The organism is Synechococcus sp. R55.2 (genome assembly GCF_047462075.1).
In the GTDB taxonomy this organism is placed as follows: Bacteria; Cyanobacteriota; Cyanobacteriia; order Thermostichales; family Thermostichaceae; genus Thermostichus.
The window spans coordinates 1-16,094 of sequence record NZ_JANSIH010000427.1 but is presented as its reverse complement, the minus strand read 5'-3'; the positions used below and the strand labels follow the sequence as shown (position 1 = coordinate 16,094).

16 protein-coding genes and 1 pseudogene are annotated in these 16,094 nt (G+C 53.1%); 15 read left to right on the top strand and 2 right to left on the bottom strand.

Annotated features, from left to right (window positions below; genetic code table 11):
* Nucleotides 1–410 precede the first annotated feature (410 nt).
* The 13 genes from NW838_RS14335 to NW838_RS14275 all read left to right on the top strand — a co-directional run bounded on the left by NW838_RS14335 (nt 411) and on the right by NW838_RS14275 (nt 13,392).
* Nucleotides 411–731, top strand: coding sequence for a hypothetical protein (locus NW838_RS14335; RefSeq protein WP_414373199.1), 321 nt, complete (start codon nt 411–413; stop codon nt 729–731).
* A gap of 92 nt (nt 732–823) precedes the next feature.
* Nucleotides 824–1,591, top strand: coding sequence for a hypothetical protein (locus NW838_RS14330; RefSeq protein ID WP_414373201.1), 768 nt, complete (start codon nt 824–826; stop codon nt 1,589–1,591).
* A gap of 11 nt (nt 1,592–1,602) precedes the next feature.
* Nucleotides 1,603–2,367 (top strand): protein phosphatase 2C domain-containing protein, encoded by a 765-nt coding sequence (locus NW838_RS14325; RefSeq protein WP_414388693.1) that lies wholly within the window; start codon nt 1,603–1,605, stop codon nt 2,365–2,367.
* Between the two features lie 7 nt (nt 2,368–2,374).
* Nucleotides 2,375–4,027, top strand: a complete 1,653-nt coding sequence (locus NW838_RS14320; protein ID WP_414428266.1) for a hypothetical protein — start codon at nt 2,375–2,377, stop codon at nt 4,025–4,027.
* Nucleotides 4,028–4,285: 258 nt separating this feature from the next.
* Nucleotides 4,286–4,510, top strand: a complete 225-nt coding sequence (locus NW838_RS14315; RefSeq protein ID WP_414329510.1) for a hypothetical protein — start codon at nt 4,286–4,288, stop codon at nt 4,508–4,510.
* Nucleotides 4,500–4,835, top strand: coding sequence for a putative toxin-antitoxin system toxin component, PIN family (locus NW838_RS14310; RefSeq protein WP_414428265.1), 336 nt, complete (start codon nt 4,500–4,502; stop codon nt 4,833–4,835). The genes NW838_RS14315 and NW838_RS14310 overlap by 11 nt, the downstream gene beginning before the upstream one ends.
* Before the next feature lie 203 nt (nt 4,836–5,038).
* The gene (locus NW838_RS14305) at nt 5,039–5,329 is read left to right on the top strand and encodes a nucleotidyltransferase family protein (protein WP_414329506.1); all 291 of its coding nucleotides are present in this window, start codon (nt 5,039–5,041) and stop codon (nt 5,327–5,329) included.
* 25 nt (nt 5,330–5,354) lie between these two features.
* Nucleotides 5,355–5,576 (top strand): DUF86 domain-containing protein, encoded by a 222-nt coding sequence (locus NW838_RS14300; RefSeq protein WP_414428267.1) that lies wholly within the window; start codon nt 5,355–5,357, stop codon nt 5,574–5,576.
* Nucleotides 5,522–5,677 (top strand): DUF86 domain-containing protein, encoded by a 156-nt coding sequence (locus tag NW838_RS14295; protein WP_414428264.1) that lies wholly within the window; start codon nt 5,522–5,524, stop codon nt 5,675–5,677. The genes NW838_RS14300 and NW838_RS14295 overlap by 55 nt, the downstream gene beginning before the upstream one ends.
* A gap of 47 nt (nt 5,678–5,724) precedes the next feature.
* Complete coding sequence (locus tag NW838_RS14290) at nt 5,725–5,997, top strand: hypothetical protein (RefSeq protein ID WP_414347213.1); 273 nt, start codon at nt 5,725–5,727, stop codon at nt 5,995–5,997.
* Between the two features lie 381 nt (nt 5,998–6,378).
* Nucleotides 6,379–8,250, top strand: coding sequence for an excinuclease ABC subunit UvrC (gene uvrC, locus NW838_RS14285; RefSeq protein ID WP_414428263.1), 1,872 nt, complete (start codon nt 6,379–6,381; stop codon nt 8,248–8,250).
* Between the two features lie 206 nt (nt 8,251–8,456).
* Nucleotides 8,457–11,666: a PAS domain S-box protein gene (locus NW838_RS14280; RefSeq protein WP_414358023.1), complete on the top strand. Its 3,210-nt coding sequence runs from the start codon at nt 8,457–8,459 to the stop codon at nt 11,664–11,666.
* 49 nt (nt 11,667–11,715) lie between these two features.
* Nucleotides 11,716–13,392, top strand: a complete 1,677-nt coding sequence (locus NW838_RS14275; protein WP_414428262.1) for an NAD+ synthase — start codon at nt 11,716–11,718, stop codon at nt 13,390–13,392.
* Between the two features lie 232 nt (nt 13,393–13,624).
* Here the strand turns inward: NW838_RS14275 and NW838_RS14270 are convergent, their stop codons facing one another.
* Together NW838_RS14270 and NW838_RS14265 are read right to left on the bottom strand one after the other, a co-directional pair.
* Nucleotides 13,625–13,777, bottom strand: coding sequence for a chlorophyll a/b-binding protein (locus tag NW838_RS14270; protein WP_011429120.1), 153 nt, complete (start codon nt 13,775–13,777; stop codon nt 13,625–13,627).
* 116 nt (nt 13,778–13,893) lie between these two features.
* Nucleotides 13,894–14,778: a penicillin-binding transpeptidase domain-containing protein gene (locus NW838_RS14265; protein WP_414358017.1), complete on the bottom strand. Its 885-nt coding sequence runs from the start codon at nt 14,776–14,778 to the stop codon at nt 13,894–13,896.
* A gap of 119 nt (nt 14,779–14,897) precedes the next feature.
* On the opposite strand from NW838_RS14265, the gene NW838_RS14260 reads away from it, so the two are divergent.
* Both NW838_RS14260 and NW838_RS14255 read left to right on the top strand, forming a co-directional pair.
* A complete protein-coding gene (locus tag NW838_RS14260; RefSeq protein ID WP_011432873.1) occupies nt 14,898–15,122 on the top strand; it encodes a photosystem I reaction center subunit IV in 225 nt (74 codons plus the stop codon).
* Between the two features lie 46 nt (nt 15,123–15,168).
* Nucleotides 15,169–15,996, top strand: a pseudogene (locus tag NW838_RS14255) (DNA-formamidopyrimidine glycosylase); the annotation flags it as partial.
* Between the last annotated feature and the right edge of the window lie 98 nt (nt 15,997–16,094).

Sequence of the window (16,094 nt, the reverse complement as noted above, 5' to 3'; positions counted from 1 at the left end):
CCTGCTCTGCTCTACCAGAGAACAAAACAGGCCCGAACCTCTAGGCTGGTTTACGGCAGCCCCAATCGACCGTTACCAGTGCCTTAAATAACCGTTTCTGGTGCCCACAATGTTATTATAGCACAAGGCAAGTGAAGTCGCACATTCCTCCCGACACTGACTTTATGAGTACAGTGCGAGGCTCCTGCGATTTCTAGCTGACTTGCTCCAGGAGCTTTCTGGGTCTAGGTATAGGTGTGTTAATGCTCATTCAGCCAGATAAAAACCCTTTGGAGGTAATTATCGCTCAAAATGTTGACTATACAGACAAATTAGGGCAGCATTACACTAGGCGATGGAAAAGTCTGCTTCTTAGGTGATTATCAGTCATCTAGCTGCAGAAACACATGTTAGGCGACAGGGAGCTTTTAATGACGACCGAGTTGCTCTGTCACCAACCAGTGGCACTGATCGCCATCGCGCTGCTTGCATGCACGGTGATCGCTGCGGGCTCGGGGTACAAACTCGGTCGCAGAGGACGCCAAGCACAAAACGAGCTGACGCGAATTCAGATCGGGAGCATTCAAGCGGCAACCCTGGGACTGCTTGCCCTTCTTCTTGGATTCACCTTCGCCATGGCGCCGTCCCGATTCGAGTACCGGAAGCTAGTTCGCAAAACGGCGGCGTTGTTTGCCGAGACGTTATGTGAAAGTGCGGCTCTGCATTCTACAAGTCAACAATTAATAATGTAATAATCTGAAAGGAAATCGCAATGCCATATCAAGCCGAAATTAGTCGAGCCAATCCGAGTTGTTTCTTGTTCCTCATTGACCAGTCGGGATCGATGTCAGACCCGTTCGGTGGTAGTGGGCCAAACAAAAGAAAAGCGGATGGTGTCTCCGATGCAATCAACAAGCTGCTTCAAAACTTAGTCATCAAGTGTGCCAAGAGCGATGGAGTTCGAGACTATTACTATGTTGGCGTAATTGGTTATGGTGCTTCAGTCGGTTCAGCCTTTATGGGCTCTCTCGCTGGCAAGGATTTATCACCCATTAGCCAAATCGCAAATTCACCGGCTCGAATCGAGGAGCGTAGCAAGAAAGTGGATGATGGAGCCGGCGGGCTCGTGGAACAGACTATCAAGTTCCCAATTTGGTTTGATCCCGTCGCTAACGGAGGAACTCCAATGTGCCAAGCATTAACGCAGGCCAAGACGATCGTTCAAGACTGGATTGCCCAGCACCCTTCCTGCTTTCCTCCCATTGTGATAAACATAACAGACGGTGAGGCGACAGATGGAAACCCTTCTGATGCTGCAAACGAAATCAAATCATTAGCGAGCTCTGATGGTAACGTTTTGCTATTCAATGTTCACTTGTCTTCTCAGAAGGCTAATCCTATTGAATTTCCAGACTCCGATAGCGGACTGCCCGATGAGTTTGCCCGCTTACTCTTCAGTATGTCGAGCATACTGCCAACACACATCCAGAATGCAGCAAAACAGGAAGGATATCATATCTCGGAGGCAAGCCGTGGGTTTGTTTTCAACGCTGATATCGTTTCGGTAATTCGTTTCTTGGATATTGGAACGCGTCCAAGCAATCTGCGCTAGTTTTGGAACCTATGAGACTCTCACTACACCATTTCTGGCTGCAAAAGCTTGGCAATGAAGAAGCCGATTACGAGGACGCTTTCGCCCCCAAAATAGATGGCATAATCGATCAGGAGACTTTTGCAATAGCTATTGCCGACGGTGCAACTGAGAGTTCTTTTGCATCCGATTGGGCTAAGATGCTCACTCGTGCTTTTGTCAAAGAACGCTTCACGAACATCCAGGCTCTGCAGGCCCGCACGGAAATATTATCGAAGCGATGGCACACTTTTGTAAACCGTAGACCATTGCCTTGGTTTGCAGAAGAAAAGGTTCGCCTTGGAGCCTTCGCAACGCTGCTCGGCGTCGAACTCACCTCAAACTCAAACGATTCAAACGAATCGGGATCTTGGTCAGCAATAGCAGTCGGTGACAGTTGTCTCTTTCAAGTCCGCAATGATGATCTTGTCCTCTCTTTTCCCATTTCCAGCGCAAGCGAATTTGGAAGTTCTCCGACTTTGCTTTCCACCAATTTGGCCCGCAATTCGCAACTCTGGGAGAAAGTCAAGCGCCAAACTGCAGAATGGCAATCAGGCGATCTCTTGCTACTTGCCACAGATGCCCTCGCGTGTTGGTTCCTCACCGAGCATGAGAACAATGAAAAGCCCTGGAACATTCTCTACGGTTTTACCGAGAATTCGTCGCCTCAGGAATCATTCAAAGCGTGGGCGAATGATGCGCGTCGTTCTACCCGCCTGAAAAATGATGACATCACCTTACTCTTAGTGAGGCTCTGAATTTGTTATGCCATTACCAAGAGGCGATGAATACTTAGCTGCAGTTCAAAACCCCAGCACAGCTTTCAGCGATCCGGAATTAAAGGTTTCCATCCCAGAACCTGATCAGTTCGGAATTCCTAAGCCTTACTCCGGAGGGTTCACAACCACATTTCATCTCCGAAATCATTCGCAACATTGGGCAGTCCGCTGTTTCACCAGAGCCATTCCAGATTTGCAGAGACGCTATGAAGCTATTGGACGGTTCCTGCAATCCTGTGCAGACGGTTTTTTTGTAAAGGCCATTTGTCTTAATCAAGGAATTAGAGTTGGCAGCCAGTGGCATCCCATCATAAAGATGCAGTGGCTCGATGGCGAAACTCTGAACACCTTCATCGACCGCAATATCTCTACGCCTGGAGTGATTTCTAAGCTTATTCCAGAGTTTGTCGATTTGGTGAAACGTCTTGAAAGCCTCAAAGTAGCTCACGGGGATCTCCAGCACGGTAATATTCTCGTCAAGCAAGGGAAGCTCTACCTTATCGATTACGATGGATTCTACCTCCCCGAACTCTCCAGCCTTAAGACAAATGAGATCGGACATCTTAACTATCAGCATCCTTCAAGAACCGCTGCTCATTACAATTCAACGATTGACCGGTTTTCGGCCATCGTGATATATCTCGGTCTTTCAGCGGTCGCCGCTTCGCCCCCTCTCTGGCACAAGTACAACAACAGCGAGAATATCCTATTTTGCTCAAATGACTTTGCAGATGTCGAGTCATCTCCACTTCTCATTGACATTTCTAGAATCTCCCAACTTGCCCCTCTTGTGGAGAGATTCAGGGGTGTTTGCAGGCTCGAATTCGATAAAGTTCCGTCTCTTGATCAGTTCATTTCTGGCAACTTCACCTTTCCAAAGATCACAGTCCGCCCTCCCGCTCCAGCCGTTACTGTTCCCCAAAGGCGCAGCCAGTATCCAGTCATTGACGCTTTTCTTTCTGGCTCACTCTCAGAACATATCGGCGACCGGGTGGAAGTAATCGGACTGATTACCGATTACCATTCTGCACAAACTAAGCACGGACAACCTTACATATTCCTCAACTTCGGTTCTTACCCACACCAAACCTTTACACTTGTTTTGTGGTCTACTTCCCTGGCTGCGTTCCGCCGTGATAAAGTTGATCCTCTTTCTCTCGTTCACAAGTGGGTCAAAGTTACTGGCGTAATTGGTAGGTATCAGGACAGACTGCAGATGACAATTGAACTTCCGTCTCAAATTCAAATATTGTCAGGCGAGGGAGAAGCTCGCCAATGGCTTGGAGTCAAGCCGTCTGTATCGCCATCTCCACAGATTCGACGCCCAATTTCACAACCTGACGAATCAGTTTTTAATACTATCTATTCGGGCAAACGTGCTACTCCTAGTGGTACTCAGTCATCGACCACATCTCCGTCAAAGAAATTTGATTCTTCACTTTTTAATACTATCTATTCGGGCAGACGTGCTACTCCTGGTGGTACTCCGTCATCGACCACATCTCCGTCAAAGAAATTTGATTCTTCCCACGGCATCCTTGGCGGATTAATACTCGGAATCGTCGGTGCATTAGTTTTGGGTTTCTGGGGTTTCGTGGCAGGCGCCGTGCTCGGTTACCAAATTGGCAAGCGATTATGAAAGGACAACACACTCTATGAGCTGGCGATTCAGAAAAATCTTCCGTTGGGGTCCATTCCGCACCACTTGGACAAAACGAGGCTGGGGATCCTGATGCTTTTGGGGCTGATGGGTTACCCAACATAACAAGTCACTGCACCCGACTTGATGCTAATCTTTGAACAGTACCCAAACCTACTGGCGGCGGGTGAGTTTAGCCGTTAGCCAGCGCGACTTAATCTCAAGTGTAATAATATCCAACATCGAGGAGTTGGAAAGATGAACACAGTGATTACCATTCCTCTGGATGCAGATACAGCGAGACTTTACAGTCAAATTCCTGCTGACCTGCAAAGAAAGTTTCAGTTGTTACTTAACCTTTGGCTGCGCGACCTCATCGTACCACCGCGTCCCCTTCAGGTTGTCATAGATGAAATCAGCCAAAAAGCACAGGAGCGTGGCTTAACTCCTGAGATACTGGAATCTCTGCTGAATGTCGAATGAACCATGCTTTGTTTTTGATACCAATGTTGTTATCAGTGCGCTCCTGTTGAGATGTTCTGTCACTCGTCAAGTCTTTGACAGGGCAACACAGAGAGGCAAATTGCTTATCTCACGTGTGGCCGTTGAAGAATTGAGCGATGTCCTGCGGCGCAAAGGATTTGAAAGGTATATAACCGAGGAAGAACGGATGGAGTTCTTGAGCACTTTTGTTAGAGATGGCGTCTTGGTGGAGATTGTAGAGCGCGTGGCGACGTGTCGTGATCCCAAAGACGACAAGTTTCTTGAACTGGCTGTTAATGGCAAGGCAAGATGTGCGTGCCGTTAGATGTACCCAGAGACAAGATGATGAGCAAGCTCAAATGCCCTCATTGCGGGAACCCAGGGATCCCTGTCCTCTGCAAGGTGTGCCTCGGCTCAACTGTGCCTGCGACCTGCAAAGCGTTATGAATCTTTGTTTGAGTCGTAATTGAGAGGAAATAGGTGAGCTATAATTCCTAATGGACTTTTCTTTTCATTGCAGGTTGGGTAATGCAAAAACAGGAAGTCCTTACATTACTGGCAAATCACCAGAACACTCTGAAGGACTTTGGCGTAAAGTCTCTAATGCTCTTTGGTTCAGTAGCAAGGGATGAAGCGCAAACAGACAGTGATATCGATCTGCTAGTAGAGTTTGACCGTCCAGTTGGATTGTTCACTTTTGTACGCTTGAAACGATATCTAGAGGAAATTTTAGAGAGTCCGGTTGATCTAGGTACGCCTGACTCCCTCAAGCCCTATCTGCAAGAATCCGTTCTCCGGGAGGTGGTTCGTGCCTTCTAGAGATTGGCAGAACAGAGTAAGAGACGTGCTAGCTGCGATTGAAGAGATCCGAGAGTTTATAAAAGACATCATGTTCGATGAATTTCAAGTCGATCGAAAGACAGTTGGGGCAGTTTTGTATAATCTTGCAATTATTGGTGAAGCAGTTCGCGGCATTCCACCAGAGGTGGAGGCTTCGCATCCTGAAATTCCATGGGACGAAATGCGGGTCCATGGGACGAAATGCGGGGAATGCGGAATATTGTGATCCATGAGTATTTTCAAGTGAGTTTGTCCATCATCTGGCAAACGATTCAAGAAGATCTTATTTTATTAGAAACCTCTCTTCGACAATTGATCAACCCTTAAGAGAAATGTATAATGTCGGAAGTAACAGCAGCATTAGACCTCACCTCATGCCCGGCTCCGATCCAGCGCGCCCATTTACTGTGGTGGTTGCCGACAACTTCCACTATGTGGAGAAATATAAAGAGTACGAGTACGGAAAGTTTGAGACCCTCGAAGCCGCAATTGCCGCTTGTAAGCGTATCGTCGACGAGTTTTTGATTGAGGCTTTGCGGCCCAGCATGACTGCTGACGAGCTCTACAGCGAATACACTTCGTTTGGAGACGACCCGTACATCGTTGGCTCGGAGGAGCCGGAAGTTCCCTTCTCAGCCCGTACCTAAGCAAAGGCGCGGTGTCTGGAGTTATGTGGATCCCAATCTGCACAAAACGCTGATGAGGATGAATCCGACAAATTGCCGGAGCAGCATCGGAAATAGAGGCAATTAAGTTAGATGAGGATCCCTCTGGGCCAGGATATATGGTTGTTTCAGACTGCAGGAAAGCAACTTGGGGATCCCAGGTTCCCCTAGTCTGCTTTGGGAGACAGATAAGGGGTATGTTTGTGTTGGCCGGTTAGAGATCGAAGGCAGGGCAAATGTCCCAGACTTATTCGGAATGACTATACCTCTACAGGGGCTGAAGTCGGTGTTGCCAGGGAAAGTCGTATCATTGCTAGATTGAAGTCATGGGATCCCTGACTCTACCCGGTAGAACTGAACTTTATGACCGTCCCTCTGATTCACAACCGTGACGTTCTAGAGAGCCGTCTCAAGGAGATTCCTGCTGAACCCGGCGTATATTTAATGCGAGATGCCACGGATCAGATCCTCTATGTAGGCAAGTCCAAGAAATTGCGCTCTCGCGTGCGATCTTATTTCCGCTTCACCGGCGACCTGTCCCCTCGCATTCAGCGCATGGTAGCTCAGGTTTGCGAGATCGAGTTTATCGTAACCGACAATGAAAGTGAAGCCCTAGCCCTAGAAGACAATCTGATTAAGACCCATCAGCCCCCTTATAATGTTCTCCTTAAGGACGATAAAAAGTATCCCTATTTGTGCATTACCTGGTCAGAGCCTTATCCCCAGCTTTACATCACCCGCCATCGTCGCCTTGATCGGAATCAAGATAAATATTACGGCCCCTACACGGATGTTGGTCTATTGCGCCACACCCTTGGACTGGTCAAACGGATTTTTCCCTTGCGCCAACGGCCCAAACCTCTGTACAAAGATCGCACCTGTTTGAACTACGACATTGGGCGCTGCCCCGGAGTATGCCAAGGCTTGATCAGCCCAGAAGAGTATCGCAAAACGCTGACTCAAGTGGCCATGATCTTCCAAGGCCAGACAGATGAGCTGATCCGAGAGCTGCAGGAGAAGATGATCCAGGCCGCCGAACAGGAAAATTATGAGGCAGCCGCACGATATCGGGATCAAATTCGCGGTTTGGAACAATTGGGAGAATCCCAGAAGGTCTCTTTGCCTAACTCTACCGTCAGCCGTGATGCTCTGGCCTTGGCCATGAATGATTCACGAGCCTGCATTCAATTGTTTCAGGTGCGGGCAGGCAAGTTGGTGGGGCGGCTGGGGTTTGTGGCCGAAAACCGCGGTGACGACCCAGGCCTTATCTTGCAGCGGGCTTTACAAGAGCATTATCAATACTGCGATCCGGTGGAAATTCCCTCTGAGATTTTGACCCAGTATGAATTGCCCGATCACGATTTTCTGGAGTCTTGGCTGAGTCAGAAAAAAGGCCGCAAGGTCAGCCTCATTGCTCCCCAACGGCAGAGCAAAGCCGAGCTGATCGAGTTGGTCGAGCGGAATGCCGAACTGGAGCTAACCCGCGCCCAGCGCTTGGCGGATCGGGATGCCGCGGCCTTGGAGCGCTTGGCAGAAGTCTTGGATTTGCCGGATGTGCCCCGCCGTCTAGAAGCCTACGATATTTCCCACATCCAGGGATCCGATGCTGTGGCCAGTCAGGTGGTGTTTATCGATGGCCTGCCTGCCAAACAGCACTACCGCCGCTACAAGATTCGCAACCCTGAGGTGCGCCCCGGTCACTCCGATGATTTTGCCAGCCATGCAGAAGTGGCCCGGCGTCGCTTCAGCAAAATGACCCCTGAGGATCAGCCGGATTTGGTGCTCATCGACGGGGGCAAGGGGCAGTTGTCGGCAGTCATGGCCGTCTTGGCGGATTTGGGGCTGGATCACCTGCCGGTGATTGCCTTGGCCAAACGAGAAGAAGAGATCTTTCTGCCGGGGGATCCCGTGCCCCTGCGGTTGCCGGCCCAAGATCCGGCTCGCTTGTTGTTGCAACGCCTGCGAGATGAGGCCCACCGATTTGCTCTCGCCTTTCATCGCCAGCAACGGAAAGCGCGTCAACATGCCTCTACGCTGGACGAGATCCCCGGCTTGGGCAAGTATCGGCAAAAGCTGCTGATGGAAGAATTTCGGTCGATTGCCCGCATTCAGGTGGCTTCAGAAGACCAGTTGGCTCAAGTGCCCGGCATTGGCCCGAAGATTGCCCGACAGATTTACCGCTACTTTCACCCGGAAACTCAGGCGGGATCCCCGGAGACAGCGCAGGTGGAGTAGTTGAGAATCCGCGCAGGGATCCCTGCTCCCCCAGCACTCGGTGGGGTGATATCCACAGAAGCCTGAGCACCCTTCCTCGCCCGTGATTTTACGGGGTTAGGGGGGAACTTGTAGTGCGGGAAACATCGCTTAAGGCAGAAATGATACATAATCCCAAGGACAGGTGTTCTCAGTGCCCTGGTACTGCTTGCCAATAGGGGATCCTGATGCTGGCCGAACTTGATGTGCTCCTGGAAAATGCCCCCATTGGGATCTTTCGTGTGGATCTGCAGGGACGATACCGGTTTGCAAATGCCAAGCTTGCCGAGATATATGGCTATGCCTCCTCCGCTCATCTGATGCGCCATCTGTCGGATTTTGGCCATCGTCTTTATGTCGATGCTGCCGGTCGTCGTCAGATTTTCCAGGATCTGCTTGCAGGCAAAGTCGGCGACGGGAGAGTGGCGCGAGAGTTTTTGATCCACAGTCGCAAGGGCTTGGACTTGTGGGTGCGAGAACAAATTCAAGTTGTCCGCAATCCGGCAGGGGATCCCCTCTGTTTTGAGGGGTATGTGGAAGATATCACGGCGCGGAAGCAGGCTGAACAAGCGCTTGCAGAGAGCCAACTCCGCTACAAAAGGTTGGTTTGTGCTATCCCACAAGCCTTAATGATCTTTAGCCAAGAAGGCAAATGCCTGGAGCTGATTTCTTCCCCGGAGAATGCTTGTGTTGCCTCACTCTCAGCAGAGCATATTCAGGGAAAAGCAGTGGGAGAGCTGTTCGGCCCTGAGGTTGGCGATCAACTGCAGAGGCTGATTGACCGTTGCTTGAGCAGCGGATCCCGGCAAACCTTGGAATATCCCCTAACCAACTCAGCGGGAGAGCTCCGTTACCAAGAAATTTGCATAGTTCCCTACGGAGCAGATTGCGTGCTTGGCTGCATTCAAGATATTACCGAGCGTAAGCGTCTAGAGCTGGCTTTGTTGGAGATTCAACAGCGATTCTGGGGTATTGTAGAGTCCTGCAATTTGGGCATTTCTCTGCTGCCTCTTGAGCCAGAAGCTAGTCCGCATGGCATGAACTCAGCCCTCAAGGATATAACAGGATATTCTGCAGAGGAATTGAAGGCTTTGCCTCTGGAGGCTTGTATCCCAGACTTGGCCGATGTTGAAACTCTAAAAAAACTTTGGCAGGAGTTGGTTGATGGCCGGCGCAGTCATTATGAATGGGAACATCCCTACACCCGTAAGAATGGCCAAATCATCTGGGTAAAGTCTCAGGTTTATGTTGTGAGAGATGAAGAACAAAAGCCTCTGTTTGCCGTTTACTTCCTGGATGATATTAGCGAGCGCCGATCCATCAAATCTGCTCTTGAGGAAATTCAAAACCAATTGCAGGGGATCTTCAACTTCTGTAGCCAAGGGATTGCTCTGATGAGCTTGGATCCTGATCCCCGGTATCTCAGCCTCAACCCGGCAATGGCAGAGATTACAGGGTACAGCGAGGAAGATTGGTCAGCTCTGAAAGCGGAAGATTACACTCCCTATCCCGAAGACCGAGAACGGGGCGAGATACTCTGGAATGAACTGCTTTCCGGGTACACCAACAACTATGAATATGAAAAGGTGATTTGCCGTAAAGATGGCAGAGAGATCTGGGTTCGCTTACAACTCTTCGCGGTGCGAAACGCTCAAAACGAGCCTCTGTTTGCCATCCAATTTCTAGAAGATATTTCCGAGCGAAAAAGGGCCGAAACTCACCTGCGAGAAAGTTTGGCCGATCTGGCCCGCAGCGAAGCACGTTACCGCGCTCTTTACGAAGCGATCCCAGATATGCTTTTGCAAGTGGATCGGCAAGGGCTAGTCTTGTCCTATAAGCCCCCCAGAGGATTTGCATCCGCCTATCCCGATGACCGCTATCTCAACCAATACATTCAAGATCTGTTTCCAGAGCATTGGAAAACCTACTTTGCCCCTTTGCTAGAGAAAGCCTTTCAAACGGGAGAAATTCAGGTTATTGAATATCCGCTTCCTCAAATTTCTCAAGACGCGGCGGAAGCATTGCCGGAATATCGCGAGGCCCGTCTGTTGCCCTTTGGGCCGGATGAGGCCATTGTTTTGGTGCGCGATATCACCCTGCGCAAGCGCCTGGAGCTGGCCCAGCAAACACGAGAAGCTGAATTAACAGCCCTGGTGCAACAGCGAACCCAGCAACTGGAACGCAGTCTGCAGTTTGAATCGATTCTGCGCCGCCTTACCCATCAGATACGGGCAACTCTGGACGAAAAGCAGATCTTGCAGACGGTTGTGAACGAGCTGGGGAAATTTTTGGGCGTTCTTTTTTGCAATGTCGGCCTTTACGATAGCCGCCGAACCTACTCCCTGATCAGCTATGAATACACGACGCTTTCGACCTCTGGGATCGGCGCTCGGGTTCAGATGAAAGATTTTCCCCTCTTCTACGAACAGCTATGGCGAGGCTGGTGCTTTCAACTGTGCGCCCGGGATCGTCAACGGGATCCCGACACTTTGCCCCCTTATTTGACCAAGCTGGCCTGCCCCATTGCGGACGATCAGGGCATTCTTGGGGATCTGTGGCTGGCTCGGCCTCCTGAGGAGAGTTTTAGCGATTGGGAAATCGATTTGGCCCAGCAAATGGCGGCCCAGTGCGCGATTGCCTTGCGACAGGCCAGGCTCTACCTCAGCAGCCAGGCTCAGGTGACGGAATTGAAAAAACTCAGCCAAATTAGGGATAACTTCCTGGCCGCCGTCTCCCATGAGCTGCGCACTCCCCTTACCAGCATTAGCCTCTCGGTTCACCTGCTGAAACTGAGCCATCAAGTTTCTCCTCTCACCCCCAAGCAAATCCAGTATCTTGAGGTTCTGGAGCAGGCGTGCGAGCGAGAGATCTCCCTAATTAACGATCTTCTGGATCTACAAAATTTGTCGGGCAATACGCTCAAGCTGCCCTCTGAGCAGGTTAACCTGCCTCTCCTTTTGGCACCTCTTATCAATCGGTTCCAAGACCGGATGCGCAAGCGGCAGCAAACCCTAGAAGTTCACTGGGATCCCCACCTGCCCTATCTGCACACCCATCCCCGCCTGTTGGAACGCTTGGTCTGTGAGCTTTTGACCAATGCCCACAAATTCACGCCCGCCGGCGAACACATTGTCCTAGAGGCTGTTGCTTTGGGTTCCGACCGCTGGGAGCTGCGCTTGACCAACACGGGCACCACCATTCCCCTCGAAGAACAAGAACGCATTTTCGAGCAGTTTTATCGCATCCCCCACTCGGATCCCTGGCAGCAGGGGGGAACAGGCTTGGGATTGGCTCTGGCCCAAGCCATTGCCAACCACTTGGGCGGCTCTTTGCAGGTGGAAAGCACTGCCCACCAAACCACGTTTATTCTTCGCTTGCCCGCAGCAGAATCTTGTTGACGATTCGGTTTGGGCCACTTATGGTGAGATTTACCATATGGGGGGCAGGGTGAAGGTAGCGCTGTTGCAACTGAACTACATCGTCGGCGATCTAAGCGGAAATGCCGAGCGCATCCGTTCGGCAGTCGAGGCAGTGGCGGCGGCGGGAGCAGAGTTGGCCATCACCTCGGAGCTGGCGTTGCTGGGATATCCACCCCGCGATTTGTTGCTCTACCCGGCCCTGATCGAGAGAGCGAACCAAGTTTTGCAGCACTTGGCCAGTCGGCTACAGGCCAGCATTCCGGTGGTCGTGGGATCCGTGCAGCCCAATCCTCTGCCTGAGGGTCGGCCCCTTTACAATGCTGCTGCCTGGCTGGAGGGGGGCCAGATCCGCCACTGGTTTCAGAAGTCGCTCTTGCCCACCTACGATGTCTTCGATGAGGATCGCTATTTTGAGCCGGGATCCCAGCCCCAACCCATCGAGTACCGTGGCCGCCGCCTGGGCTTTACCATTTGTGAAGACATTTGGAACGACCGCGACTTTTGGCAGCACCGCCGCTACCACTGGGATCCGGTGGAAGAGATGGCCCGCTGCGGTGCCGACCTGCTGATTAACCTCTCGGCTTCCCCCTTCAGCCTGGGCAAACAGAAGTTGCGGGTGGAGATGCTGGGATCCCTGGCCCGCAAGCACGCCCTGCCCATTCTCTACGTCAATCAGGTGGGGGGCAATGATGATTTGATCTTCGATGGGGCCAGTTGCGCCCTGGATCGCTGGGGTCGGGTTGTGGCCCAAGCGGCTGCCTTTCAGCCGGATCACCTCATCCTGGATGTGGACGAGTTGACGCAGTCTCCCAACCCAGACCAGAGCCCACCGACCGCGGGATCCCGCTGGCCGACCGAACCAGAAGCCGAGCTGTACGAAGCCTTGGTTTTGGGCACCCGCGATTACGTCAGCAAATGTGGCTTTCGCGAGGTGGTATTGGGCCTGTCGGGAGGGATCGATTCTGCCGTCACTGCTGTGATTGCTGCCGATGCTTTGGGGCCGGAGCGGGTGCTGGGGGTGCTCATGCCCTCTCCCTATTCCAGCCCTGGCAGCCTGACCGATGCCTACCAACTGGCGCAAAACTTGGGGATCCCTACCCTAAAGCTGCCCATTCAGCCCATCATGGAGAGCTACCACCAGCTTTTGGCAGAGCCCTTTGCCGGCCTCCCCCCAGACATCACGGAAGAAAACCTGCAATCTCGCATTCGCGGCACCCTCCTCATGGCCCTTTCCAACAAGTTCGGGCGGCTGCTGCTGACCACAGGCAACAAATCAGAGCTAGCAGTGGGCTACTGCACCATTTACGGGGATATGTCCGGCGGCCTGGCGGTGATTTCCGATGTGCCCAAGACCTGGGTGTACCGCTTGGCTCGCTGGATCAACCGACAGCAGGAGCGGATCCCGCTTGCTACGCTGACCAAGCCCCCCTCAGCGGAATTGCGACCCGGCCAACAAGATAGCGACAGCTTGCCCCCCTACGATTTGCTGGACAAGATCCTGCAGCGGCACATCGAGCAGCATCAATCCGGCCCCGAGTTGGTGGCTCAAGGGTTCGATCCCGACACGGTGCAGCACGTGCTGCGGCTGGTTCAGAATGCCGAGTTCAAGCGACACCAAGCTCCCCCTGGGCTGCGCATCACCGATCGCGCCTTCGGCACCGGCTGGCGGATGCCAATCGCCAAGCGTCAAGAAGGGATCATCTAATGGAACTAGTGGGATACCCTCACACCAGCTCCTCCCTCAGAGGGAGAAAGGGAAAGATTCGGCGCTGTCGGAATTGCTTGGAGTAGTTGGTGCCCGCTCAAGCCTTGTTGCCATTCAGAACGGCTACAACTGGTGCAGTCACGCTTCCTGCTCAATACCCTGCTCAATACAATAAAGGGCCTGCAAGCCAGCAGACCCAAGGAAAAGCCAAAAGGCGGTAAGTTGAGGTCTCTTAGATCAGGCCCAGCCAGGAAGCAACGCCTTGGCCCGTCACCGCTTCGATGACAATGGCCAACACAAAGCCAATCATGGCAGCCCGACCGTTGAGGCGCTCGGCATACTCGTTAAAGCCAAACTTGGGCTCAGACAAATTGGGGTTAGACATGAGAACCTCCAGGGTAGATGGGAACGACAGGGAGTGGGATCCGTAAAGAACGAAAACGAGAACGGCACTTGACCTTCAGTATAGTTTGCATTTCTTCATGATCGCAAGCAAGGTGGTCACCCGCTGCCGATGGCGGCGATGATCTGCCGCGCCAGGGGAATGGCCGCCTCATAGGCTTTGCCCTGATGCAGGTGCAGCACCAGCGTCCAGTTGGGATCCGGCAGGGGCCAAAAGGCCAGCAACCAGGCTTGAAAATCTTCTGCCCAGAGAATTGGTCGTCCTCGTCGTTGAGGATTGAGGATGGTGCCAGACTTGGCTGCCACTGGGATCCCTTCTGGGGCAATGCCGCGACAGGTGCCCGCTGTTGCTGCCAGGCTCATGCCAGCATGGAGAGCCTCCCAAATCCACTCCGGTAAAGAGAGGGCAGGCAGGGAGACCTCGCCAGAAAGGGGAACACCGCGGCGGGCAATCACGCCCCCATAAACCAACAGCTCCCAGGGATCCACCGGCCCAGCCAGACCGGTCGCCAAGAGCGGAGCCGGAGTTGTATTCTGCACACTCCCTAGGCCGAAGCGCCGCAGCCACTCCACCAGGGTATCGGCCCCTAGCTCCCAGCCCAACTGGTAGAAGTACACATTGCAGGACTGGGCCAGGGCTTGGCGCAAGTTCAAGGTTCCATGTCCGCGGGGATCCCAGCAGGGTAGGCGGCCCAACCCCAGTTGCGGCGGCGGATCCCACCAACCCGGGCAGTGGATCAAGCGCTCGCCGGAGCTGATCCCAGTCTGCAGAGCAGCGGCGGCAACGGCACACTTGACGGTTGAGCCAGGGCTGGCCCTGATTCTGGAAGCCTGCTCCGGCTGCCAAACCCTTGTTAAACGACCGGTGTTCAGGTTGAGGACGGCGGCAAAATCGCGCGGATGGGGCAGCCCTGCAGATTTCCCCTGCAAGCCCCAGGTCAAAGCAGAACCCAACAGCCAGGCTCCACAGGTGCGACGGTTCATCTGCTGTTGGCCCCGAAAACCCAGCCAGACAAAAGCGGATCCCTGTTACAAAAATTCGGAAATCGCAGCCTTCTCACGGACTAGGGTAATCTGAGTTCAGGTCAATGGAGATAACCCTCATGGCAATTCAGCGTGGTGCCAAAGTCCGTGTGCTGCGGAAAGAATCCTACTGGTACCGGGATGTGGGAACGGTTGCGGCGGTGGATACCAGCGGCATTCTCTACCCGGTGATCGTTCGTTTCGACAAGATCAACTACTACAACATCAACACCAACAACTTCCGCGAAGATGAACTGGAAGTGTTGGAAGCTCCCAAAGCCAAGGCCAAAGCTGCGGCCAGCTAAGCCAAAGTTCTGATGCCGGGGACTGTGTTCTTGAGCAAGTCGTTCTGTGCCTGAACTGCCGGAAGTTGAAACAGTTCGGCAAGATTTGCAACGCCTCACCCTGGGGCCGCGGATACTTGCGGTGGAGGTGCTCCTGGCCCGCACCATTGCCTACCCTGCAGGGGAGATGTTTGGGCGGAGCTTGATTGGCACCCGTTTTACCCAGTGGCAGCGGCGAGGAAAGTATCTCCTGGGATCCCTGGATTCGAGAGCTGTTCTGGGCGTGCATCTGCGCATGACCGGGCAGTTGCTCTGGGTACAGGGATCCACGCCCTTATCGGCTCATACTCGCGTTCGCCTGGCCTTCGAGCCAGGGTGGGACTTGCGCTTTGTGGATCAGCGCACCTTTGGCCAGATGTGGCTGGTGCCTGCCGGTGTTGAGCTGGAGGCGGTGATCCCCACCCTGCAGACTTTGGGGCCGGAGCCCTTTTCGCCAGCTTTTTCTGAGGCCTATTTCCAGGCTGCCCTGCAGAAGAGCCGCCGTCTTATTAAAACCGCGCTGCTGGATCAATCGCTGGTAGCCGGGGTGGGCAACATTTACGCCGACGAAGCCCTGTTTCTGAGCGGCATTCACCCTTTGACGCCAGCAGTTCAGCTTTCGGATGTGGCCAAGGCACGCCTGCGAGAAGCTTTGATCGAGGTGTTACGGGCCGGGCTGGAGCAGCGGGGCACCACCTTGCGGGATTACCGGGATCTGCGTGGGCTCAACGGCAACTATCAAGGGCAAGCGTGGGTGTACGGTCGGGAAGGGGATCCCTGTCGCCTCTGTGGCACCCCAATTCAGCGGATGAAGCTGGCAGGTCGGTCGGCTCACTTTTGCCCCCACTGCCAGCCACTCAAAACCCCCCTCTCCCTTGGGGAGAGGGGTTGGGGGTGTGGGGGAGCGCTGGGGCTCCGGCGCAGCTACCATAGCCAGTGCAGGGGATCCGGTGA